The following is a 23031-nucleotide window of genomic DNA, read 5'->3' as shown; positions in this document are numbered from 1 at the left end:
CTGGGGTTCACCAGCCTGCGGGGCCCGGATGTCATGCGGGGCCCGGGGTCACCAGCCGGTGGCGGCCACGACCCGGGCGGCGACCTCCTCGACGGTGCGGCCGTCCGTCGACACGCGCACGGTCCCCGCGGGCGCCTCGGCGTCCAGTCGCGCGGCCGCCCTCAGACTGCGTTCGACGTGGGGGAGCAGCTGCGAGCCGGTCTCGCGCACCGCCAGGCGTGCGCGCACGGTGGCCTCGCTCGCGGTGAGCAGGATCCGGGTCACCCCGATGTCCCCGCCGCCCATGGCGCGGCGGAGCATGTCCTCCTCCAGCACGCTGACGGTGTTGGTGTAGACGAGGCGGTGGTGGCCGAGCGCCGCGTAGTTGGCCCAGACCGCCGCGACGTTGCGTTCGGTGATCCCGCTCCGGTGGGGGTCGCCGTGCGGGGCCGGGTGCACCTGGTCCATGTAGTCGCCCTCCAGGACGCAGTGCGCGGTCCCGCGCCGCTGGAGGATGACGGAGACCTCCCAGCCGACCGTGGTCTTGCCTGTCCCCGAGCCGCCGCCGATGAGGAGGAGGCGTTTGCGTCTGCTGCCGGTGTCGCCGCCGCCGTTGCCGCTCCGGCCGTCCGGAGCGCTGCGGCTGCCTTCGTGGTCGTCCATGCGCGCAAGCCTGTCAGGCGGGAGGGCGCGGGTCAGCGGAATTGTCCACAGCCTGTGGACGGTGACTGGTGGAGGCGGATGGGGCGGGGTTAGCCTCGGTTCGGGGGTGCCACGGCCCGCCGTGGCCGCCGTGCGGCGCCCCCGTGTTCCAGGATCCCAGCGCGTCCGTCCCGTGGACAACCGGCTTCCACAGCCTGTGGACGACCGCGAACCGCCTCCCGGCCGAACTCCGCTCCGCACCCGCGGCCCCGTGCGTGCGCACGGGCCGGAGCCGTTCGGGCGGCCGCGGGGAGCTGCACTCCCCGCAGTCCCGCGCCCGCTCACGAGGCGTTCACGGCGTCCGTCCGGGCGGTGCCGCGCTGGGGACCGCCCCGCGCACGCTCACGCGGCGCTCACACGGCCCCACAGCCGCGCAGGCGGACGGGGGCGCCCCCCGGGTCGGGAAGCGCCCCCGTCCGACGCGTTCGCGCGTCTCACAGGCGCTCGTGCGGCTCGGCACCGGCCGTCGGCTACTTACCAGCGGCGTCCTTGTCGAGCTTCTCCACGATCAGCCGGTACAGCTGGCGGGGACGGCCCGGCTGGAGGGTCCGGTTGGGCGGCAGCGGCCACGCCAGCCCCTCCTCCACCAGGGTTCGCAGCAACCGGCGCGCGGTCCGGGAGGTGACACCGAGCATCCGCCCGGCGTTCTCCGCGTCGACGACCAGCGGTCCGTCCTCCTCGGCGATCTTCTCCGAGAGCCGGATCAGCGTCTCGCGTCCCTTGGTCCGCAGCGGTTCGGAGGACTGCCGTGCGGGCGCGCGCTGGGCGGGCACCAGGGAACGTCCCTCGCGGTCCACCGCGAAGCTCTGCCGCGACGCCTGGGCGCGGTTCAGCGCGGCCCGGGCGTGGGCCTCGGCGTCCTGCGTGGTCCGCCCCATGCCGATCCCGACCTCGATCGCGATCCCCAGCTCCGCCTTGATCCGCTCCACGAACGGCGGCTGCCGGAAACCCTCGGTCGCGGTCACGAGCGAGCCCCGGGTCGCCGTCACCATGAACGAATGATCGTCCAACCGGTGTGCCGTGGCGTTGATCCGGTGGGCCTCCTGGAGCAGCAGCCGGTGCAGGGACAGCCGCAGCTCCTCCCGCCAGTAACGGGGGGTCGAACGCCGAGTCGAGTCCCGCAGGGTGGGCACGTCCACCACCACGACGCCCAGCTGGGCCTCCTCCAGACGGTGGTGCGCCCCCAGCAGACCCGCGGTCTGCAGGGCGCTGCGCACACCCGCGTTGGTGGGCCGCAGCCGGACCACCGGGACACCGATGGCCTCCAGGCGCTCAGCGACCCCACGCACACAGGTGATGGCCATCTTGGTGGCCTTGCGGCGCCACAGGCCCTCGTGGAAGGACGTGAGCTGCGCGGTGTTGGTGAGCTCCTCGTGCACGTGGATCCCGTCCACGGGCAGGTCGACCTCGGAGCAGGCCTCCACCACGTCGGCGCGGCTGAGCACGTCCAGACTGGCTCTGGTCGGGTCGTAGCGCTCGTCCAGGGTCGCCCGGAGCAGGGCCTCGTGCAGGCTCGCCCCGCCGAGAGGCACGAAGGTGGCGGGCATCGTCAGCACACCGGCCTTGCGCGCGAACTCGTAGGGGACAGGGCTGGCGAACAGGTACGCGTCGATCGCCGAACCCAGCCTGACGACCTTGTCCGTCGCCTCTTGCTCATCTCGGTACGCGGCGGCGATGAGTCTGGCGTTGAGGGGTCCCGTGGACCCCGGACCCATGAGCATGACCCGTTCGACCACCTCATGGGGTCCTATGACGCCGATCGTCAAATCGCCAGTACGCTGGGCACTCACCTCGGGTTGCTCCCCGCTACCATTCCACGCTCTTCACTATGTGCGCCCACTGGTTTCCCGACCCGATCTCTGTCACGGCATGATTGCCGAGATCGTACCCATTGTGCGGGGCCAAAGAAGATCGTTTTCCATATCAACGCCGAAAGCCCGGGTGGGAGGCGGGCTCCCACCCCGGCTTGAACTGCGCTTTCGGCCCCCTACGAGACGACGACGCGCTCCACGTCACCGCCTAGCGCAGCGAGCCGGGTCGCGAACTGAGCGTGACCGCGGTCCACCAGATAGCCAGGCGCCACGATTGTCTCACCTTCGGCGACCAGTCCGGCGAGGACCAGGGCCGCGCCGGTGCGCAGGTCGTGGGCGATGACCTCGGTGCCGCGCAGGTTGGTGGTGCCGTGCACGATCGCACGGGTGCCCTCGACCTCGATCTTGGCGCCCATCTTGGTGAGCTCGTCGGCCAGGGCGAACCGGCCGTCGTAGATGGCCTCGTGGATGTAGCTCTCGCCCTCGGCCAGGGTGGCCAGGGCCATCAGCGGGGACTGGAGGTCGGTGGCGAAGCCCGGGAACGGCGAGGTCACGGCGTTGATCGGCCGCAGCGGCACCGACGGGTCCCGGTGGACGTGCAGGACGGCGCCCTCCTGGGAGAAGCCCACGCCCATCTGCTCCAGCTTCCAGCGGGCCACACCCAGGTGGTCCAGCTGGGCGCCCACGAGGCTGACGTCACCGCCGGTGGCGGCGACGGTCATCGCGAACACGCCCGCGTCGATGCGGTCGGACATGATGGTGTGCTCGACCGCGGTGAGCTCCTTGACACCCTCGACGGTGATGAGGCCCGTGCCGCCGCCGCTGATCTTGGCGCCCATGGCGCTCAGGAAGTCGATGACGTCGATGACCTCGGGCTCCAGCGCCGCGTGCTCGATCACGGTGGTGCCGGGAGCCAGGACCGCGGCCATGAGCAGGTTCTCGGTGCCCGTGTGGGACGGGGTGTCCAGGTACAGGCGGCCGCCGCGGAGGTTGCTGGCCTCGACGTTGATGTGGTTGCGCTCGGGGTCCTCGGTGACCTCGGCGCCCAGGCGCGCGAATCCCCGGTAGTGGAAGTCCAGGTTGCGGCTGCCCAGGTTGCATCCGCCGACACCCTCGATACGGGCGCGGCCGGTGCGGTGCATCAGCGCCGGGACGAAGAGCACGGAGCCGCGGAAACGGGCCGCGATCTCGGCGGGCAGGACGGCCCGCTCGGGGTCGTTGAGGTTGGACGCGTCGATGACGACGGTGCGCTCGGCCTCGTGGAACTCGACCTTGGCACCCACGTGCTCGGCGAGCTCCAGAGCTCGGTAGACGTCCTCAATGACCGGAACATTCCGCAGCACCGTACGGCCCCTGGCCGCGAGGAGGGCGGCCCCGATCATCGGCAGGACGGCGTTCTTCGCGCCTTGGATGAACGCCGTTCCACTGAGGGGGCGTCCGCCGCGGACGCGGTAACGAACCTCCTGGCCCATGCTCATGTGCTCCTTTGTGAGGCAGATGTGGAAAAAAGGTCACCCTCGTCGGGCTTCGCCTGTGTGCGTATGAGACGCGGGTTTCCCCTGGAACGTTGCGACATCATGCGTGTGACCTGCGCGGCCAGTGAACCGGTGTTCGCGAGAACTCTATAGCACCCGCCCGCATGTACCGGTCCAGGACGTGGTATACCCGCAGATCGGGGGATGGAGTCCCGCCAAACGGCCAAAGAGGTATTCGGCCAACGGGAAAGACCAGGGATGCCGTGCGTATGGCTGTTCGCCCGTTCCGATGACCCGCACAACGTCACCACCATACGTGCTTCCGGGCACGAAACGGCGGTCGCGTGCGTCGAATCACCCCCGCGTGGTGCCTCACAGGACGGGCTTCGCCCCGGTCAGGCGCTCGTAGATCTCCACGTAACGGTCAAGAGTGCGCTGTACCACGTCTTCGGGCAGCTCAGGCGGCGGCGTCTCCGAGGCACGGTCCCAACCGGACTCCGGCGAGCGCAGCCAGTCCCGCAGGACCTGCTTGTCGAAGGAGGTCTGCGGCCCGCCCGGCGCCCACGTGTCGGCGGGCCAGTAGCGGGAGGAGTCCGGGGTGAACACCTCGTCGGCCAGCACCAGGTTCCCCGACGTGTCGCGCCCGTACTCGAACTTGGTGTCGGCGAGGATGATGCCGCGCTCCCGCGCGAGCTCCCGGCCGCGTCCGTACACGCGCAGGGTGAGGTCGCGCAGCTCGGCGGCCAGCCCGGCCCCGTGCGCGGCGGCGACGGCCTCGAAGGAGACGTTCTCGTCGTGGTCGCCCACCTCGGCCTTGGTCGCCGGGGTGAAGACCGGCTCGGGCAGTTCGGAGCCGTCGACCAGCCCGTCGGGGAGCGCGATCCCGCACACGGTGCCGTCCACCCGGTACTCCTCCAGGCCGGAACCGGTCAGGTAGCCGCGGGCCACGCACTCCACCGGCACCATGTCCAGCCTGCGGCACACCAGGGTCCTCCCCGCCCAGTCGGCGGGGGCTCCCTCCGGCAGCTCCTCGGACACGACGTGGTTGGGCACCAGGCCGTCCAGCCTCTCGAACCACCACAGGGACAGCTGGGTGAGCAGCCGCCCCTTGCCGGGGATCTCGGTGGGCAGCACCCAGTCGTAGGCCGACACGCGGTCGCTGGCGACCATCACCAGCGACCCGTCGGCCGCGGAGTACAGATCGCGCACCTTGCCGGTGTGCAGGTGGGCGAGCCCCTCCACCCGGACGGGCTCGGGCCTGACGACGAAACCGCTCATGGCTTTCCCTCTCCTACGCACCGGCCGCCGGGCGGCGTCGGGCGGGTTGTCCACAGGTTCGGGAAGGGGCTGTGGAACGTGCCCCGGTCCGTGATGGACTTGGAAAGGGGGCCTCGGACCCCCTCCCCGTCGGGGTGCCCTGGGCACGCCCGCCCTCAGGCGTGCCCGCACCCCGCTACAGCTCGGCCGCGGCGCGCTCGGCGATGTCGGTACGGTGGAACGAGCCGCGCAGCTCGATGCGCGACACGGCCTCGTAGGCCCGCTCGCGCGCCTGGCGCAGGTCGATCCCGGTGCCGACGACGTTGAGCACCCGGCCGCCGCTGGACCTGACGCCGTTCGTGCCCTCCCAGTCGGTGCCCGCGTGCAGCACGTACGCGCCCTCCAGGGCGTTCGCCTGGTCCAGGCCCCCGATGACGTCGCCCTTGACCGGGTCGCCCGGGTAGTTCTCGGCGGCGACCACCACGGTGACCGCGGCGCCCGACTTCCACTGGAGGGAGCCGATGCCCCCCAGCCCGCCGGTGTCGGTGGCCTGGAGGACGGCGCCGATCGGGGTGGCCAGCCGGTCCAGGACCACCTGGGTCTCCGGGTCGCCGAACCGGGCGTTGAACTCCACCACGCGCGGTCCCCGCGAGGTGAGCGCCAGCCCCACGTACAGCAGGCCCTGGTAGCGCTTGCCGCGCCGGTTCATCTCCACCAGGGTCGGCCGCACGACCGACTCCATCACCTCGTCCACCAGGCCCGCCGGGGCCCACGGCAGCGGCGCGTACGCCCCCATGCCGCCCGTGTTGGGGCCCTGGTCGCCGTCGTAGGCGCGCTTGAAGTCCTGCGCGGGCAGCAGCGGCAGCGCGTGCAGCCCGTCGCTCAGCACGAAGAGGGACACCTCGGGGCCGTCGAGGAACTCCTCGATGACCACGCGGCCGCACTCCCGGGCGTGCCGCTCGGCGAGGGCGCGGTCCTCGGTCACCACGACGCCCTTGCCCGCGGCCAGGCCGTCGTTCTTGACCACGTACGGCGTGCCGAACTCGTCGAGCGCCTCGGACACCTGGCTGGCGGTCCTGCACACCCGGGCCTTGGCGGTGGGCACCCCGGCGGCCTCCATGACCTCCTTGGCGAAGGCCTTGGAGCCCTCCAGGCGGGCGGCCTCCTGGTCGGGGCCGAACACCGGGATGCCCCGGTCGCGCAGGGCGTCCGCGACACCGGAGACCAGCGGGGCCTCCGGACCGATGACGACCAGCTCGGCGCGGATGCGCGCGGCCAGCTCGGTGACGGCCAGGCCGTCGGTCACGTTGAGGACGTGGTTCTCGGCCAGCTCCGAGATACCGGGATTGCCCGGGGCGCTGTGGATGCTGGTGACACCCGGGTCCAGGGACAGGGCGCGGACCAGAGCGTGCTCGCGGCCTCCGCCGCCGAGAACGAGGGCTTTCACTACTGGGGGCCTCTTCGTGTTGAAGGCGGACAGACGGGGGTCAGACCAGGGAACGCAGTTGGAGCGTCTCGTCGCGGCCGGGCCCGACACCGATGGCGGAGATCGGGGCCCCCGCCATCTCCTCAAGGGTACGCACGTAGGCCTGCGCGTTCTTGGGGAGTTCGTCGAACTCCCGGGCGCCGGTGATGTCCTCGGACCAGCCGTCGAGGTACTCGTAGACGGGCTTCGCGTGGTGGAAGTCGGTCTGGGTCATCGGGATCTCGTCGTGGCGGACGCCGTCGACCTCGTAGGCCACGCACACGGGGATGCGCTCCAGGCCGGTGAGCACGTCGAGCTTGGTGAGGAAGAAGTCGGTGACGCCGTTGATCCGCGTGGCGTAGCGCGCGATGGGCGCGTCGAACCAGCCGCAGCGGCGGTTGCGGCCGGTGGTGACGCCGTACTCGCCGCCCTGGGTGCGCAGCCACTCGCCCTGCTCGTCGAGCAGCTCGGTGGGGAAGGGGCCCGAGCCCACACGGGTGGTGTAGGCCTTGAGGATGCCCACGACCTTGGTGATGCGGGTGGGGCCGATGCCGGACCCGGCCGCCGCGCCGCCCGAGGTGGGGGAGGAGGAGGTCACGAACGGGTAGGTGCCGTGGTCGATGTCCAGCAGGGTGCCCTGCGAGCCCTCCAGGTACACCGTCTTGCCCTCGTCGAGCGCCTTGTTGAGGATCAGGGAGGTGTCGGCGACGTAGGGGCGCAGCTGCTCGGCGTAGCCCAGGTACTCCTCGATGATCGGCTCGGCCTCCAGGCCGCGCCGGTTGTACACCTTGGTGAGCAGCTGGTTCTTGTCGTGCAGGGCCAGTTCGATCTTCTTGCGCAGGATCTTGGGGTCGAACATGTCCTGGACGCGCACGCCCTGGCGGGAGACCTTGTCGGCGTAGGTCGGGCCGATGCCGCGCCCGGTGGTGCCGATCTTGCCCTTGCCGAGGAAGCGCTCGCTGACCTTGTCCAGTGCCCGGTGGTAGGGCATGATCAGGTGCGCGTTCGCCGAGATGAGCAGGCGGGACGTGTCCACGCCGCGCTCCTGGAGGCCGCGCAGCTCCTCCAGCAGGACGCCCGGGTCGATGACGACGCCGTTGGCGATGACGGGCACCACGTTCGGGGACAGGATGCCCGAGGGCAGCAGGTGCAGGGCGTACTTCTGGTCGCCGATGACCACGGTGTGTCCGGCGTTGTTCCCGCCCTGGTAGCGCACCACGTAGTCCACGCGGTCGCCGACAAGGTCGGTCGCCTTGCCCTTGCCCTCGTCGCCCCACTGGGCACCCACGAGCGTGATCGCCGGCATTGGTCTCTACCTCTTCGCTCGACACCTGACCCGGGGCTTTCCGGCCCCGAACACGGAAAACCCCTGGCGCAAGGCTGCGACAGGGGCCGTTGCGTATTGAGGGTACACGACCAGGGCATCCGGGTTAAGTGGGGCACTGGGGCACGTGCGACACACGGGCCCCGCCAGCCCCAAGGGCTCCGAGGTGTGGACGGGCCGTCCGGATCCCGTGCGGGCCCCGGACGGCCGCCGACCGGCGCGCGGGCGTGTCAGCCGTTGAGCGCCTTGTCGGCCTCGGCGCTGGACTCGCGCAGGAAGGTGGCGCAGCGCTCGGCCTCGTCGTTGTCGCCGATCTCCGCCGAAGCCCTGCCCAGGGCGTGCAGCGCGCGCAGGAAGCCCTGGTTGGGCCCGTGCTCCCAGGGGATCGGACCGTGGCCCTTCCACCCCGAGCGGCGCAGCTGGTCCAGGCCGCGGTGGTAGCCGGTCCGGGCGTAGGCGTAGGCGGCCACCGGCTGGCCGTCGGCCAGGGCCAGCTCGGCCAGCCGCGCCCACGCGGCCGAGTACTCCGGGAAGCGCCCGGCGACCGGGGTGGGGTCGTCGGCGGAGGCGAGGGCCTCGCGGGCCTCGGGGTTGTCGGCGAGACGCGTCTCGGGCGGCTCGTTGAGCAGGTTCTGGTGCAGGTTCATAACCCCCATCCTGCCACCGGGCGGCCCGGCCTGGCGGAGGGTTGCGCGTCACTCCGCCAGGCGCCCCCTCTCCCGCCTCCCCCGCCGGGACCGCGCATGGGAAGCGGGGAGGGGCCGGGCCTGCGCGGCCCCGGGAACGCGCGGTGCCCGGCGGCCGAGGCCGCCGGGCACCGTTCGCGGACCGCCGAACCGGTGGCGGGCCGCGACTACTTCATCTTGTTGCCCGCGGACTTCAGGTGCTGGGCGGCCTCCACCACGCGGGCGGCCATGCCGGCCTCGGCCGCCTTGCCGTAGGCGCGCGGGTCGTAGGCCTTCTTGCTGCCGATCTCGCCGTCGATCTTCAGCACGCCGTCGTAGTTCTTCATGATGTGGTCGACCACGGGGCGGGTGTAGGCGTACTGCGTGTCGGTGTCGACGTTCATCTTCACCACGCCGTACTCGATGGCCTCGTGGATCTCCTCCATGGTGGAGCCCGAGCCGCCGTGGAAGACGAAGTCGAACGCCTTGGCCCGGCCGTACTTCTCGGCGACGGCGTCCTGGGCGTTCTTGAGCACCTCCGGGCGCAGCTTGACGAAGCCCGGCTTGTAGGAGCCGTGCACGTTGCCGAAGGTCAGGGCCGTCATGTAGTAGCCCTTCTCGCCCAGGCCCAGCACCTCGGCGGTGCGCAGGGCGTCGTTCGGCGTGGTGTAGAGCTTCTCGTTGATCTCGCCGACGATGCCGTCCTCCTCACCGCCGACGACGCCCACCTCGATCTCCAGGATCGTCCGGGCGGCCTTGGAGGCGGCCAGCAGCTCCTCGGCGATCTGGAGGTTCTCCTCCAGCTCGACCGCCGAGCCGTCCCACATGTGCGACTGGAACAGCGGCTCCCGGCCCCTGGCCACGCGCTCCTTGGAGATCTCCAGCAGCGGGCGGACGAAGCCGTCGAGCTTGTTCTTGGGGCAGTGGTCGGTGTGGAGGGCGATGTTCACCGAGTACTTCTCGGCCACGACGCGGGCGAACTCGGCGAAGGCCACCGAGCCGGTGATCATGTCCTTGACCGTGGCGCCGGACAGGAACTCCGCGCCACCGGTGGAAATCTGGACGATGCCGTCGCTTTCGGCCTCGGCGAAGCCGCGCAGGGCGGCGTGCAGGGTCTGGCTGGAGGACACGTTGATGGCCGGGTAGGCGAAGCCCTCGGACTTCGCGCGGCTCAGCATCTCGGTGTAGACCTCGGGGCTGGCGATGGGCATGCTTGACTCTCCCTGGATTCGGCCTGGAGCGAGCGGCCGCCGGTATCACGCCGACGGCACCCCACGTGCGTTGCCCCGGTGGAGCCGGACGTCGGGGGGCGGCGGCCCTCGGGCCGCGCGTCCGGGTGTGTCCACCAGGTGTCACCCAAGTATCCCGAATACCCGGAGCCCTTGAAAAGGTCTAGACCAAATTGCCCGGGGTCGCCGGTGTAGGCGCAGATGGCGGGGCCGGGGGGCGGGCTCCGCGCCTCCGGGACGACGGAGAGTGACCCGTTCCTCCCCGTTGTGACGGGATTGTGGGATGCGGTGAGCTTCCAGGCGACTGCTGTCGCTTTTTGCCGTGATACGCGCTACATTCAACGCCGTGGGAAGGCATAGGAATGATCCTCGTGGCGTTGGCCAGGTGATGGCCATCGTCGGAGCCGTCGTGCTCCTGGTGTCGCTCCTGGCCCTGGGCGGTTTCTTCCTGTACCGCTCGCTCCCCGGTACCAGCGTGAGCGCCAACGCCTCGGAGACGGCCGGCGACAGCACGGAGCCGAGCAGCATGGGCGTCCTGTACGTCCGCGTCGTCGGCGAGTCCAGCGACGTCTTCGTCCGCATCCCCGGCGGCGACGTGCTGATGGACCAGAACATGAGCCAGGGCCAGTCGGTCAACTACGCGACCGCCACCGAGGGCCTGGAGGTCACCATCGGCGACCCCGCCGCCGTCGAGGTCTTCGTCGACGGCGACGAGCGCGACATCTCCGACCGCGAGCCCGGCTTCAGCTTCACGATCGACCCTCAGGACGGCTGAGGCCGCCCGGGGGAGGGCACAGGCCCGCGGGCCGGGCGGTGCGGTGACCGAATACGTTCGCCGGGGCGTGCATACCGGGGATGATCTTGCTCCCAGCGGCACTGTCGACGGTCCACAGTGGCACCAGTAGCAAGATCACCGGGGAGGAAAGCCTCCGGCGCCACACCGGCAACATTTTCGGCCAGTCCACTAGACGTCCAGGTCGGAGACCCCGTACACCGCGCGGTACTCCAGACCCTCCTCGGTGACCCGCTCGCGCGCGCCCCGGTCCAGGATCAGCGCGACCGCCACCACCTCGGCGCCCGCCTCGCGCAGCGCCTCCACGGCCGTCAGCACCGAGCCGCCCGTGGTGGAGGTGTCCTCCAGGGCGAGCACGCGCCGCCCGCGCACGTCGGCCCCCTCGATCCGCTTCTGGAGGCCGTGCGCCTTGCCCGCCTTGCGCACCACGAAGGCGTCCAGCGTGCGCCCGCGCGCGTGCGCGGCGTGCAGCATGGCGGTGGCCACCGGGTCCGCGCCCAGCGTCAGGCCGCCGACCGCGTCGAACTCCAGGTCCGCGACGTTGTCCAACATGACCGAGCCGACCAGCGGCGCGGCCTTCCCGTCCAGGGTGACCCGGCGCAGGTCGACGTAGTAGTCGGCCTCCATGCCCGAGGACAGGGTCACCTTGCCGCGCACGACCGCCTTATCGTTGATCTGACGCAGGAGTTCATCACGTTCGCTCATGATCAGTGAGCCTAGAACACCGGACGGGACGCGGGCGCACCGCGTCGCCCCCGGTGGGAGGGACGGCCATGCCGCAGTCCGGGGACACGGTCCGGGTGGAGACCACCGTCGACAGCAGGGACGGCGCGGAACGGCTGGCGCGGTCGGTGGTCGAGCACCGGCTGGCGGCCTGCGCGCAGGTGAGCGGGCCCATCACCAGCTTCTACCGCTGGGAGGGCCGGATCCAGGCCGACGAGGAGTGGACGGTGGTGCTCAAGACCGCCGCCGACCGGCTGGACGAGCTCACCGCGCACATCGGCGACGTCCACCCCTACAACGTTCCCGAGGTCGTCGCCGTGCCCGTCACCGGCGGCGACCCCGCCTACCTGGCGTGGGTGCGCGACGAGACCCGGGGAGGCACCTCCGCGTGATCGCCGTCCTGCTCCCCCCGACCCTCGGCGAACCCACGCGGCTGCCCGGCCTGGCCGACCGGCTTGCCGAGTACGGCCTCACCGCCGTCCGGCCCGAGGTGGGCGGCGACGAGCACCCGCCGCACGCCGCCCGCTACGTCGCCCGCGCCAGCCTGGAGGTCAACCGCCTGGTCGCGCCCGACGCGCCGACCGCGCTCGTGGCCGAGGGCGGTGCCGGGCCGCTGCTGGGCGCCGTGGGCGCGGCCCAGCGGGCGGCGCACCGGCCGGTGTTCGGCTACGTGCTGGTGGACGCGTTCCTGCCCCAGCCGGGCAGCCCCACCCGCGCGGACGTCGCGAGGTCGCAGAGCCCCGAGGGCGCCGACCCGGCCACGGCGGCGCTTCCCGGAGAGCCCCCCGGCTACCGGACCGAACCGCTGCCGACGGTCTCCGACTGGCCGGACGCCCCGTGCGGATACCTGCTCACCGACCCGGGCCTGCGCCATGCGGCGCGCCTGGCGGAGCTGCGCGGCTGGAGCGTGCGCGAGGCGGCCCCGCGGGACGCGTCCGCGGCCCTGGCCGCGCTGCTGGTGGAGCTGCGCGGCGGCTCCTGAGCACGCGGCCGACGGCGCCGTGCCGGAAAACCGGGTGACACCGCCAGGCGGGCTCCGGAGAATCGGCGCATGATCACCGACCACTTCCCGCCTCTGGGCCTGCGGCTGACCACACCCCGTCTCGAACTGCGGATCCCGTCCTTCGACGACCTCGGCCAGCTGGCCGAGGTCGCGGTCGGGGGCGTCCACGACCCGGACACGATGCCCTTCGTCGAACCGTGGACCGACCAGCCGCCGGACGAGCTCGCCCTCGGGGTGATACAGCACAACCTCGGGGTCCTCGCCTCGTGGAAGCCGCGGGACTGGGGGCTCAACCTCGTCGTGGTCCACGAGGGCGCCGTGGTGGGCATCCAGGACATGCGGGCGCGCGACTTCGCGGTCACGCGGCAGGTCGGCACCGGATCGTGGCTCGGAAGGGCCCACCAGGGCAGGGGGATCGGCACCGAGATGCGCGCCGCTGTGCTGCACCTGGCCTTCGAGGGGCTGGGCGCCGTGGCCGCGGTGTCGTCGGTGTTCGAGGGCAACACCGCCTCGGAGCGGGTCTGCGAACGCCTGGGGTACCGCGGGAACGGGTTCGACCTGATCGAGGTCAGGGGTGAGCGGGTGGTGAAGAACCACTACCGGCTGACCAGGCGGGACTGGGCGGAGCGTCGCACGGTCCCGGTCACCGTGACGGGCCTGGAGCCGTGTCTGCCGTTCTTCGGGCTGGACGGGTCCGAGGCCTAGCGCCGGGCGCGGGGACGTCGGCCCCGCGGCTACGGCGAGGGGGTCGGCGCGGTGTCGGTGGCGGCCGAGCCGGACCCGCGCGCGGCCACGAGGGGGACCAGCAGGCCGACCAGGAGCCCGGTCAGCATGCCCAGCCCGGTGACCACGCCGCTGACGAGGGGCACCCAGTCGGGGTGCCCGGTGAGGGCCATCGCCAGTCCCGCGGCGCCGAGCACCGACATGTAGACGGCGACGGCCAGGAGCGAGCGGGTCCGCCAGTGCCGGGCCAGCGGGAGGAAGTGCAGACCGACGGCGAGGGCGATCCAGGCGACGTTGGCCTGCACGGGCGCGTCCAGGGCGCGCAGCACCTGAATGCCGCCGAAGAGCAGGACCGCCTCCAGCAGCACGACCACGCCGTAGAAGGCGTCGAACCGCATCCCCGACCCCTCGGGGCCGGGTCCCGCGCCGGGGCCGGACCGGCGGCCCGCGACCGCCGTCAGCGCGATCACCCCGACGAGCGCCGCGACCGCGAACACCCGCAGCACGAGGGCGACGGTGGGATCGAGCGGCGGCCCGGAGTTGGCCAGGACGAAGGCGAGGCCGAAACCCGCGCCGATGAGGGGTCCCACGAATCGCGTCATCGCGTGAAGGTAGCAGGGCGGGTGTTGGAGCCCAAGGCCTTTCCGCGGTTGCCTCAGCCTTTGCTGCTCCTTGAAATCAGTTCGCGACACAGTGCGTTCAGGCGTCCGCCGTGGGAAAGGTGTCCCATACGGCGAAGCCCTCAGTCCTGTTCGGCCTTGCGGAGCTCCTCTCGCAGCCACTCGGGTATGTGCTCAGGATCCCGTGGAAATTCCTCCAAGTCGGCGGCGTATTCCTCGGGGCTTGGCGGAAAGAGGAAACTTGGCCGTTCATCGTAGTTGAAGTGAACGTTGTACTGCCCAGATTGAAGAATCTTGTATGTCAGCGAGAACCAGGCTCCTTTGCTGTCTTGGTACATTCCGTACCGGAGTTGGTCGGCGAGGTCCATGGCTTCGGTGGATGAGTTTTTCCTCTCCGTCTCTCCGTTTTTGTATGTAACTTTTGCAATGCTTGCGGCGGTGTCGTGCAATGACGAATATCTATATGATATCTCAGCCCAATCTCCGGGGGTGGAACTGGCGATCTCCACTCCCATTCTCTGAACTATGGACTGCTGTTCGGTGATGCTTATTCCCTTTTTTGGGGGGAAGGTCATGGCTTGGATTCCTGTCTATCTGTGCCCGGGTGTATTTACGTATCTAATGCTCTCTTGGCTTATTCCATTGAGTGACCAAGACACATTGACGCGAGTGGGGGGCGGATTGATTGTTCTGTCGTAGCGCTTGGGGTTCTTTTCCCCGTGGTCTTCCCTTCTGTAGTCAACGGGGCTCATGTCATCATCGTACTTGATGTCGAACTTGACGTAGATTTTTGCATCTTCCGGAGAAGATTCTATCCTCCTCTTCCAATCCTGTACCTGTGTTTCCCATCCTTCTGCTGAGCGACCGATTCCCATGAGGCGATTCCAGTCCCGGTCGATCATGTACTTCCAGGCCAACTCCAGTCTGCGGAAGCTGTCTTTGATGGTGGGTGTCGCGCTCCGGGCTTGGTTGATATTCTCTTTGACGGGGATTACGTTAATCCTCTCTCCGGCTCCTCCGTACTCACCTCCTCCAATGATGTGGGCACCGTTGTACCGGACGTCCTTGAATCCGTTGAAGTTTTCAAGTATTTCCTCTCGGTCGGGGTGATTTGCGAAGGCTGATTCGGGGTCTTCGCTCGCCTGCCTGTAGTAGTCTTGGCCGTTGTATCCGATGAGTGTCTGATCGTTGTTTCTTCCTTGGTATCCTCTGGTGAGTTCGCCCTCAACAGATATAGTGCGCCCAAGGTGATCTGTTTTATAGGTGTACTGGTCTATCTTGTATGTTGCGTTCGGGCGGGGGTCTGTCAACTCCGGGTTTCCTTCCCCTTCTGGCCCTGGCTTGGTCACGACATAGCATATTTCTCCGTTCTCATCGGTGAATATTATTGTGGCGGGCCTGTTTCCTGCTTCGGTGATTTCATACTTCGTGTTTGGTGTGAGTCTGTCTTCGAGGCCTCCTGCGAATCTCTTTTCTCCGTTATGTGATAGTTCGTGGTTAGGGGTGATTTTCTCGGTTCGCTGGAACTCGGGTGCGGTGTCTGGTGCACTCCTGCCATTCCTGCTGTCTCTTGGGGCATGGGAGTCGTCTGGAAGCGAAACTGGTGGGTCACCATGTCCACTGCCGGAAAGATCCAAGCCACCAGCAAAATGAGCGGGGGGTTCTGTGGGGTCACTGTGCGAACCCGTGCCGGGAGTGTCCACGTGCGTGTGCCCTGATCCGCTGGTGGGGGCGTCGACAGGGCCGCCACCGCCACCACCGTTCCCACCGCCTCCGGTTCCGGCCATGGCCATCTCGGGCTCGCGGACGGCGCTCGTGGTCCAGGGGGCGTCGGGGTCCACGGCGTCGGCCCGCTCGGGCAGGTCCAGGCGGATGTCCTCCAGGATCTCGCGGAGCTCGGGATCGTCGCGGACCATCTCGGCGCGGACGAGCGCTTCGTACTCCTCCCTGGTGGTGGGTTCGGGCGCCCCGCTTTCGGCGCCCTCCCGCGCAGGGGTGTCGTCGCTCCGGGAAGCGCCGTCGCGCTCGGCTGCCTCGGTCCCGTCCGCCTCCGACGCGCTGTCGCTCTCCGGAGAGGCTGTGACCGACGGCTCCGGAGTCTCCCGCGGTGTCACAGGAGTCCCAGCCGGATCGGGTGAGTGCGCTGGAGGCCCGGTGGGCGAGCCGTTCTGATACTCGGCGAGCCTGTCCAGGGTGGAGTCCATGGAACCCAGCGCATCGGACTCCCCGCTCCGGTGGGCCGTGTCACCGATGCCCTCGGGGGAGGGCGCGCCCTCCGGGGCGCGGCCGCCGAACTCGGGTGTGCCGTCCATCAGGTTCGCGTCGACGCCGCCCGCGTCGGGACCTCCGCCGCCGATCGAGTTCAGTTCCCTGAGCGCCTTGAGCGCTCCTGCGCCCGCTCCCGCGTCGAGGGCGATCTGGGTGATCGCGTAGCCGGGGCGCTCCTCCCACTCGTCCAAGCGCAGAACGCCCTCGACGACCTCGGTCCAGTAGGGTCCCGCGTTGTCCCACCACTCTCCGGTGGAGGAGGGCACGGTCCACCCGTCGAGCTCCCAGGCGAAGGACCCGCGGAACAGCTCCCGCTCGGCCTCGATCCGGGGCGGCGCCTCACCCGTGTAGAACCCGCTCAGGTACATCAGGCCCATGAACGTGTCCTGGCCGTAGTTCTGCGCGTTGGCCGTGCCCTGCGGATTGGTCCACGGATTGGCCGCCAGCGGCCCGAAGATGACGGGCACACCCCACTGGCCCTCGTAATGCAGGCCGGTCGCGCCGGCCAGGTCGACGGCGGCTCCGGTGGTCCAGTCGCCGAAGCTGTGCGTCACGTCGACGTACCAGTGGTGGTCGGTGCCCTGCGGGCTGCCCCAGTCGGCCGGCATGTCCACCGGGGGCTCGGAGAGGCCGTAGCCGATCTCGTTCCCGCTCGGCTGATCGGAGCCGTCGGCGTTCACGGGCACGAAGACGGGACCGCCGAAGAGCGCGGTGATGGCGTTGGCGCAGTCCCGTTCCGCCTCCATGTAGTCGGTCTGGATGCGGGTGACCTCGTTGAGCAGTTCGTTGTGCTCGGCGACCTTCGGGTTCTCACCGCCGAGCGGCCCGCCCTCGTCCCAGTCGTCGTCACCCTCGATGCCGGCGAGGAAGACGTGGGCCCGCGTCTTGAGGGCGACCATCTCGCTGCGCAGCTCACGGGCGCGCTCGGCGAAGGAGTTCAGGGCGCCGGAGACCGCGGACAGGTCGCTCTCCACGCTCTCGCCGTCGTCCGGGACCGGGTCCAGGACGGCGAAGAGGGTCTCGGCCTCGGGCGCCTGGTAGAGGCCCTGGAGCCCGGACCAGGAGGACCTGATGTCGTGGGCCCGCCCGGCGATGGACTCGCCGTCCTCCTTGAGGGAGTCGGCCGCGCTCTCCAACATGACCAGGTTCGTCAGGGAGATGGGGAGGGGGATCGCGTCCGGATCGATCAGACCATCGCTCAACGTGCCACCACCGCTTGTTCCGGGACTCTGGGGGGAGGGGTCCTTGGGCGGACGGGTGGCCCTGTCGGGGACACCGCGGAGTGATCTCCGCGCTACTGGACCGGAATGTCCCTCTTGTTCTAGCGGGGTGCGGGCGGGCCGTCCACACGCGGCCCGGACCCCCGGAGCCCTGTGGCCACCGGGCTCCGGAGGGCGTTGTCGCTGGTCCTCACCCGGAAGAACGCACACGCCCACGGGAGGAGCGGGGTCCGCGACGGGCTGTGCCACGTTGGCCGGTTGTGGCCAGAAGGAGGCCTCAGTAGTGGAAGACCGTGCCGCCGCCCGTCGCCTGCGGGGGGTCCTCCACGGCTCCGGCGTTGTCCTGGGCCTCGGCGGCCATATCCGTGTCGCCCTCGACGTAGTACAGGGTGGCGCTTCCGGCTCCGTTGACGGCGCTGGCGCTCAGCTCCGCCATGCCCTGGAGCGTTCCGAAGCAGTGCTCGGCGAAGGCGCCGAGCGCGATGCCGATGGGATCGCTGTCGGAGGAGGCGGCGGCCTGTTCGAGGTGGAGACCGAGCAGCCGCATGTCACCGGTCAGTCCGCTCGTGCCCTCCTCGTCGCCGATGTGCTCTCCGACGGCGGCCAGTACACCGCTGACCTCGGACACCTGGATGTTCCACGCGGACATGCCGGTTGCTCCTTCCGGAGATCGGGGTTCGGTCGCTGTACTCGTCGTGGGTTCGCCCCGCTCGCGGTGACGCGGACGAACGCGGGTCCGGCCGGTACCGCCGCTAGCGGCTGACCTGGACGACCACCGTGCCCGCCGCCTTGTCGTGGAGGCACTGGCGGAGCCTCGTGTCGCGCAGGGGCCACAGGACGTTGGTGATCGACCAGGGCAGGGCCCAGTTGACCAGGTTGGTGTGTCCCGGGGCGTAGAGCAGTGCCCGCACGAGCGCGCGACCGGCCCTGACCCTTCCACTGCCGTCGGAGCGCACCACCCACAGGCCCAGGAGCATCTTGCCGAGCGACCGGCCCCACAGGCGGACCTGGAGCCACTCCAACACGATGGGCAACAGGAAGAAGTTGAAGACGTAGACCACCATGAAGGCGGTCTCACCAGGGCCGCCGTCCATGTCACCACCGCCTATGGCCGTGCTGACGAAGGTCCCCAGCAGCATCATGGCGAACCAGAGGAAGCCGAAGGCGATCGTGTCGAGGAGCCGGGCCACGAAACGCACACTCATCTCGGCGCGGCCGACCTCGGGGGCGTGCGGGCTCCACTGCCCCGGGTCGGTGATCACCGGCGGGAGCCAGTTCTGCGGGTGCGGGTAGTACCCCTGCTGTCCGTGGACGTGGGGGTACTGGTGGGGAAGGCCCTGGGAGGGAGCGGGGTAGGCGGGGACCGCGGGGGGCTGGAACCCCGGGCGCGTCCCGGGCTGGCCACCGTGTTGGTCCTCCGGACGCATCCCCGGGTGCGTCCCGGGCTGGCCGCCCGGCCGGGCGGCCTGGTCCTGCCAGCCGACCGGTGCGTAGGGGGCCGGGGGCACGAACCGGCCGTCGTTCCCGGTGTACTGCCGCGGGGGCTCGTTCTCCGCAGGTGCGCCGGAGGGCTGGTACGGGGGCTGCATGGCTCTCCTGCCGTGTGTCGTGCCGTCTGTCCTCGGACCTGCGCGGCGTCAGACCCGTGTGTCGTGGGGATCGCGCAGCGCGGTCTGCACCAGCCGCGACGAACCGCCGCGGGTCACCCACTTGCCGCGCCCGGGGGGCTGGCTGGCCGCGTAGACCCGGGGCAGGATCTGGCCCTCGCTCCGGTCGCCGGACATCACCAGGGCGCTCGTGCCGATCTCGCGCATGGCCTGCACCAGCGGGTCGTACATCCCGCGCCCCGCACCGGCCACCCGGCGCGCCACCACGAAGTGCAGGCCGATGTCGCGGCCGTTGGGCACGAACGGGACGAACGGCGCCAGCGGCTTCTGGCCCGCCGTGGTGAGCACGTCGTAGTCGTCGGCGAGCACCACGATGCGCGGGCCCTTGAACGAGCCCGGTTCCAGGGAGTCCACGTCCCCGTCCTCGGGCAGGCGGCCCTCGACCTCCTTGGCCACGCCGCCCGCCAGCCCCGCGCACACGCGGGGGTTGCTCGCGTACCCGCCCATGTACTCCTCGGGCACCACGTCCCGCAGGGTCCGGCGGGGGTCCATCACCGCGAACACCACCTCGTCCGAGGAGTAACGCGCCACGAGGCCCTCGGCGACCAGCCGCAGCAGGTTGGTCTTGCCGCACTCACCGTCCCCCATGACGAGCAGGTTCTGGTCCCGCTCGAACAGGTCGAGCAGCACCGGCTCCAGGGCGCGCTCGTCCACGCCGACCGGTACCGCCTTGGGCTCGGACTCCGCCGTGGGCAGGGTACGGGCGGACAGCCGGTGCGGCAGGATCCGCACCCGGGGCGCACGCGCGCCCCGCCAGGATCGGTCCACCGCGCGCACGGCCTTCTCCACGACCTCGCCGAGGTTGTCGTTGTCGGCCACTCCGTCGAACCGGGGCAGCGCCGCCTGGCCGAACAGCTCGGCGTCGGTCAGCACCCGGCCGGGGGTCTTGGCGCTGATCGTCTCCGAGAGCTTGCGGTCGATCGTGGAGTCCGACGCGTCGTTGAGGTGCAGCTCCACCTTCTGCCCGAAATTGGACTGGGCGGCGATACGCACGTCGTTCCAGCGCAGCATCCCGGCCACCACGTGGACGCCGAACCCGCCGCCGCGCTGGAGCAGCTCGGTCACGATCGGGTCGATGTCCTCGAAGTCCTTGCGCAGTGCGCCGAAGCCGTCCACGACGAACACCACGTCGGCGCTGGCCAGCTCGGGCACCTCGCCGCGGGCGTGCATCCGGCGCAGCTGGGCGACCGAGTCGATCCCGCGCTCGCGGAACACCGTCTGACGGTGTTCGAGCATCCCCTGGATCTCCTCCACCGTGCGGCGCACCCGCTCGGCGTCGGTGCGCACCGCCACGCCGCCCACGTGCGGCAGCGCCGCCAGGGACTGCATGCCGCCGCCCATGAGGTCCAGGCAGTACACGGCCGCCTGGGCGGGGGTGTGCGTGAGCGCCAGCGAGAGCACCAGCGTGCGCAGCAGGGTGGTCTTGCCGCTCTGCGGGCCGCCGATGATCGCGGCGTGGCCGCCGGACGCGGTCAGGTCGAGCTTCCACACGCCCTGCCACTGCTTGGTGGCGTCGTCCAGCAGGCCGAGCGGCACGCGCATCGCCTCGTGCTCGCCGGGCAGCCGCAGCCCGCGGTCGCTCTCCTCCGGTTCGCCCGCGACCGCGTCCAGAGTGGTCGCGGACGGCAGGGGCGGCAGCCAGATCTCCCGGGTCTGCTCGCCGTGCCTGCCGAACTGGCCGACCATCACGTCCAGCAGGGTCGGGCCCACCGTGCGGGAGGGCATGGGCACGTCCTCGCCGGAGGACCCGGAGGCCGCGGCCTCCACCGGCTCCGCGTCGGCGTTGTAGGCGGTGTAGCGGCGCACCGAGGGGGTGCCCTCGGTGGGCTCCTCCTCGGCCACCGGGCCGCGGTAGGCGCCGGACACGTACCCCGCCTTGAAGCGCTGGTAGACGCTGGTGTCCACCTTCAGGTAGCCGAACCCGGGCAGGGACGGCAGGTGGAAGGCGTCGGGGGTGTTGAGGACCGTGCGGCTCTCCTCCTCGGAGAAGGTGCGCAGGCCCAGCCGGTAGGACAGGTAGGTGTCCAGGCCGCGCAGCTTGCCGCCCTCGATGCGCTGGCTGGACAGCAGCAGGTGCACGCCGATGCTGCGCCCGATGCGGCCGATGGACAGGAACAGCTCGATGAAGTCGGGACGGGCGGTGAGCAGCTCGCCGAACTCGTCGATGATCACCAGCAGGTGCGGCAGCGGAGGCAGGCTCGGGTCGTGCTCGCGCTTGTAGGTGTAGTCGCCGATGTTGGACACGTTCCCGGCGTCGCGCAGCACCTGCTGGCGGCGCTGCACCTCGCCGGACAGGCTCGCGTACACGCGCTCGATCAGCGCGGCGTCGTCCTCCAGGTTGGTGATCACCCCGGCCACGTGCGGCATGTCCTCGAACGGGGCGAACGTGGCGCCGCCCTTGTAGTCGACCAGGACCATGCTCACCCGCTCGGGCGGGTGCGAGGCGGCCAGCGCCAGCACGAGGGTGCGCAGCATCTCGCTCTTGCCCGAACCGGTGGCGCCCACGCACAGGCCGTGCGGCCCCATGCCCAGCTGCGCGGACTCCTTGAGGTCCAGCACGACGGGCTGGCCCATGTCGTCCACGCCGATGGGCACCCGCAGGAACGCCCGCTCGCTGCGCGGCGCCCACAGGCGCTGCACGTCCATGGAACCGGGGTCCTGGACGCCCATCATCGCGGGGAAGTCGACGCTGCCGCCCTCCTGGGCCGTCTCCTCGATCGACTCCGGGGACAGGCGCAGCGGGGCCAGCATGCGGGCCAGGCCGGTGAGGGTGGCGTCGGAGACGTCGTCCACGGTGCCGGTGGTGACCACGGGGTCGGCGCCGCGCAGCTCCTCGACGCGGATCTGGTCGCCGGTGACCGTGACGCGCACGTTCACGTCGCTGGGCTCGTCGATCTGGCGGGACACCAGGTGCAGCACGGTGACGCCCAGGTCGACGGGGTCCACGGCGTGGTCGGGCCGCACCAGCTCGGCGGCCACGTCGCCGTGGGTGTCGTGGATGACCAGGAGCCTTCGCAGCATCCGGTACGCCTCGCGCTTGCCCATGCCCCGGCGGACCTCGGAGGCGAAGTCGGTGCGCGAGCGCAGCTCGTCCGCGAGCAGGCCGCCCAGCTTGGCCGGGTCGGGGGCGATCAGGCGGACGGCGGCGCCGCCCTCGCGGCGCTGCGGGTCCAGGGCCTGGGGCAGCCACGGCAGCCAGGACCAGTCCTCGGCCCTGTCCGCGGGGTAGGACACCGCGAACCCGGCGTCCTCGGGGGCGTGGAAGGCGCCGAACTGGGCGGCGAGGGCGCGCACCACGCGCATCACGTCCTCGCGCTCGCCGATCACGCTGACGTTCCCGGCCATGTCCAGGGGCAGGGTCAGCGGCATCTCGGGGACCGAGGCGAACCGCCGGATGGCGGCCTGCGCCTCGGAGAGCATGAACGGGTCTGTGGGCATGAGGGCGGTGCCCTGCTCGGCGAGCCGGAGGGGGCGGCCCTCGGTCAGGCCGGTGCCCACCCGCACCCGCAGGAAGTCGCGGTGCCTGCGGCGGCGCTCCCAGAGCCGGGTGGGGTCGCGGATGACGTCGTACAGGGCCTCGGGCGGCGGGTCGAGGAGCCGGGCGTGGGCGCGGGTGCCCTGCTCCCAGGCGGTGAGTTCCTCGCGCAGTTCCTCCAGGTACTGGAGGTACAGCTCGCGCTGGTTGCGGCGCTGCCGGGCGACCTGGCCGCGCCGGGAGAAGAGCATGACCACGGCGGCGAGGAGGGCCACCACGAGGAGGACGCCGCCCAGCGCGATGAAGGCCGGGTTGCGCATGACCATCATGATGGTCATCGACGCCAGCATGCCGACCATCGGCAGGATGGTCATCAGCGGGTTGCCCTGGGCGTTGCCGTCGGGGAGGGTCGGCGGGGCCTCCACCTCGTGCGGTTCCTGGGCCGGAGTGGGATGCACGGTTCGTGTCGGCCGGTGCACGACGCGAAGGCTCATCGGCTTTCCTCTCGGCGCAGGGATGGGAGGACGGGGGCGCGGGGGCTGCGCGGGGGTGCGGAAAAATCCTATCGAAGACAGTGTCAAAGGGGCTTTTCGCGTGCGTGCGGACCCGCCGCCAGGCCGCGCGCCCGGCGG

Annotated in this window: 19 protein-coding genes; 4 read left to right on the top strand and 15 right to left on the bottom strand. The window is 70.6% G+C overall.

Features of this window, described 5'->3' with window-relative positions:
* Positions 1-48: 48 nt before the first annotated feature.
* The 8 genes from HGB44_RS18845 to fbaA form a co-directional block, all read right to left on the bottom strand.
* Entirely contained in the window at positions 49-642 is a 594-nt protein-coding gene (locus HGB44_RS18845; protein ID WP_210751853.1) for a hypothetical protein, read from the bottom strand.
* 509 nt (positions 643-1151) lie between these two features.
* Positions 1152-2417, bottom strand: a complete 1266-nt coding sequence (locus HGB44_RS18840) for a hypothetical protein (RefSeq protein ID WP_061081796.1) — start codon at positions 2415-2417, stop codon at positions 1152-1154.
* A 251-nt stretch (positions 2418-2668) separates the two neighbouring features.
* A complete protein-coding gene (murA, locus tag HGB44_RS18835; RefSeq protein WP_061081827.1) occupies positions 2669-3964 on the bottom strand; it encodes a UDP-N-acetylglucosamine 1-carboxyvinyltransferase in 1296 nt (431 codons plus the stop codon).
* A 375-nt stretch (positions 3965-4339) separates the two neighbouring features.
* On the bottom strand, positions 4340-5245 hold the full coding sequence (locus HGB44_RS18830; RefSeq protein ID WP_061081797.1) for a phosphoribosylaminoimidazolesuccinocarboxamide synthase: 906 nt from the start codon (positions 5243-5245) through the stop codon (positions 4340-4342).
* Positions 5246-5420: 175 nt separating this feature from the next.
* Positions 5421-6671 carry a phosphoribosylamine--glycine ligase gene (gene purD / locus HGB44_RS18825; RefSeq protein WP_061081798.1) on the bottom strand — a complete coding sequence of 417 codons (1251 nt, stop codon included), beginning with the start codon at positions 6669-6671 and terminating at the stop codon, positions 5421-5423.
* Positions 6672-6711: 40 nt separating this feature from the next.
* Positions 6712-7995 carry an adenylosuccinate synthase gene (locus HGB44_RS18820; RefSeq protein ID WP_061081799.1) on the bottom strand — a complete coding sequence of 428 codons (1284 nt, stop codon included), beginning with the start codon at positions 7993-7995 and terminating at the stop codon, positions 6712-6714.
* 248 nt (positions 7996-8243) lie between these two features.
* Positions 8244-8660 (bottom strand): DUF3151 domain-containing protein, encoded by a 417-nt coding sequence (locus HGB44_RS18815; protein ID WP_061081800.1) that lies wholly within the window; start codon positions 8658-8660, stop codon positions 8244-8246.
* Positions 8661-8866: 206 nt separating this feature from the next.
* A complete protein-coding gene (gene fbaA, locus HGB44_RS18810; RefSeq protein ID WP_061081801.1) occupies positions 8867-9889 on the bottom strand; it encodes a class II fructose-bisphosphate aldolase in 1023 nt (340 codons plus the stop codon).
* A gap of 406 nt (positions 9890-10295) precedes the next feature.
* On the opposite strand from fbaA, the gene HGB44_RS18805 reads away from it, so the two are divergent.
* Positions 10296-10682, top strand: a complete 387-nt coding sequence (locus HGB44_RS18805; protein ID WP_061081802.1) for a RodZ domain-containing protein — start codon at positions 10296-10298, stop codon at positions 10680-10682.
* A 189-nt stretch (positions 10683-10871) separates the two neighbouring features.
* Here HGB44_RS18805 and pyrE read toward each other — a convergent pair whose 3' ends face one another.
* Positions 10872-11405: an orotate phosphoribosyltransferase gene (gene pyrE / locus HGB44_RS18800; protein WP_013155624.1), complete on the bottom strand. Its 534-nt coding sequence runs from the start codon at positions 11403-11405 to the stop codon at positions 10872-10874.
* Between the two features lie 68 nt (positions 11406-11473).
* Here pyrE and cutA point away from each other — a divergent pair, with 68 nt between their 5' ends.
* The 3 genes from cutA (at position 11474) to HGB44_RS18785 (ending at position 13131) form a co-directional block, all read left to right on the top strand.
* Positions 11474-11815: a divalent-cation tolerance protein CutA gene (gene cutA, locus HGB44_RS18795; RefSeq protein WP_061081803.1), complete on the top strand. Its 342-nt coding sequence runs from the start codon at positions 11474-11476 to the stop codon at positions 11813-11815.
* Complete coding sequence (locus HGB44_RS18790; RefSeq protein WP_061081804.1) at positions 11812-12405, top strand: hypothetical protein; 594 nt, start codon at positions 11812-11814, stop codon at positions 12403-12405. The genes cutA and HGB44_RS18790 overlap by 4 nt, the downstream gene beginning before the upstream one ends.
* A 69-nt stretch (positions 12406-12474) precedes the next feature.
* Positions 12475-13131, top strand: a complete 657-nt coding sequence (locus HGB44_RS18785) for a GNAT family N-acetyltransferase (RefSeq protein WP_061081805.1) — start codon at positions 12475-12477, stop codon at positions 13129-13131.
* Positions 13132-13160: 29 nt separating this feature from the next.
* Here HGB44_RS18785 and HGB44_RS18780 read toward each other — a convergent pair whose 3' ends face one another.
* From HGB44_RS18780 to eccCa, 6 genes are all read right to left on the bottom strand, one after another.
* Entirely contained in the window at positions 13161-13751 is a 591-nt protein-coding gene (locus HGB44_RS18780; RefSeq protein ID WP_061081806.1) for a hypothetical protein, read from the bottom strand.
* A 140-nt stretch (positions 13752-13891) separates the two neighbouring features.
* Positions 13892-14344 carry an immunity protein YezG family protein gene (locus HGB44_RS32030; RefSeq protein WP_231972522.1) on the bottom strand — a complete coding sequence of 151 codons (453 nt, stop codon included), beginning with the start codon at positions 14342-14344 and terminating at the stop codon, positions 13892-13894.
* 15 nt (positions 14345-14359) lie between these two features.
* Positions 14360-17239, bottom strand: coding sequence for a DNA/RNA non-specific endonuclease (locus HGB44_RS18770; RefSeq protein WP_061081807.1), 2880 nt, complete (start codon positions 17237-17239; stop codon positions 14360-14362).
* Between the two features lie 295 nt (positions 17240-17534).
* A complete protein-coding gene (locus HGB44_RS18765; protein ID WP_061081808.1) occupies positions 17535-17906 on the bottom strand; it encodes a DUF6507 family protein in 372 nt (123 codons plus the stop codon).
* Between the two features lie 103 nt (positions 17907-18009).
* The gene (locus tag HGB44_RS18760; RefSeq protein WP_061081809.1) at positions 18010-18846 is read right to left on the bottom strand and encodes an RDD family protein; all 837 of its coding nucleotides are present in this window, start codon (positions 18844-18846) and stop codon (positions 18010-18012) included.
* A gap of 48 nt (positions 18847-18894) precedes the next feature.
* Complete coding sequence (gene eccCa, locus HGB44_RS18755; RefSeq protein WP_061081810.1) at positions 18895-22893, bottom strand: type VII secretion protein EccCa; 3999 nt, start codon at positions 22891-22893, stop codon at positions 18895-18897.
* Positions 22894-23031 lie beyond the last annotated feature (138 nt).

Origin of the sequence: Nocardiopsis alborubida, from assembly GCF_012396365.1 — a bacterium.
Taxonomy (GTDB): domain Bacteria; phylum Actinomycetota; class Actinomycetes; order Streptosporangiales; family Streptosporangiaceae; genus Nocardiopsis; species Nocardiopsis alborubida.
This window is presented reverse-complemented; position numbering and strand designations above follow the sequence as displayed.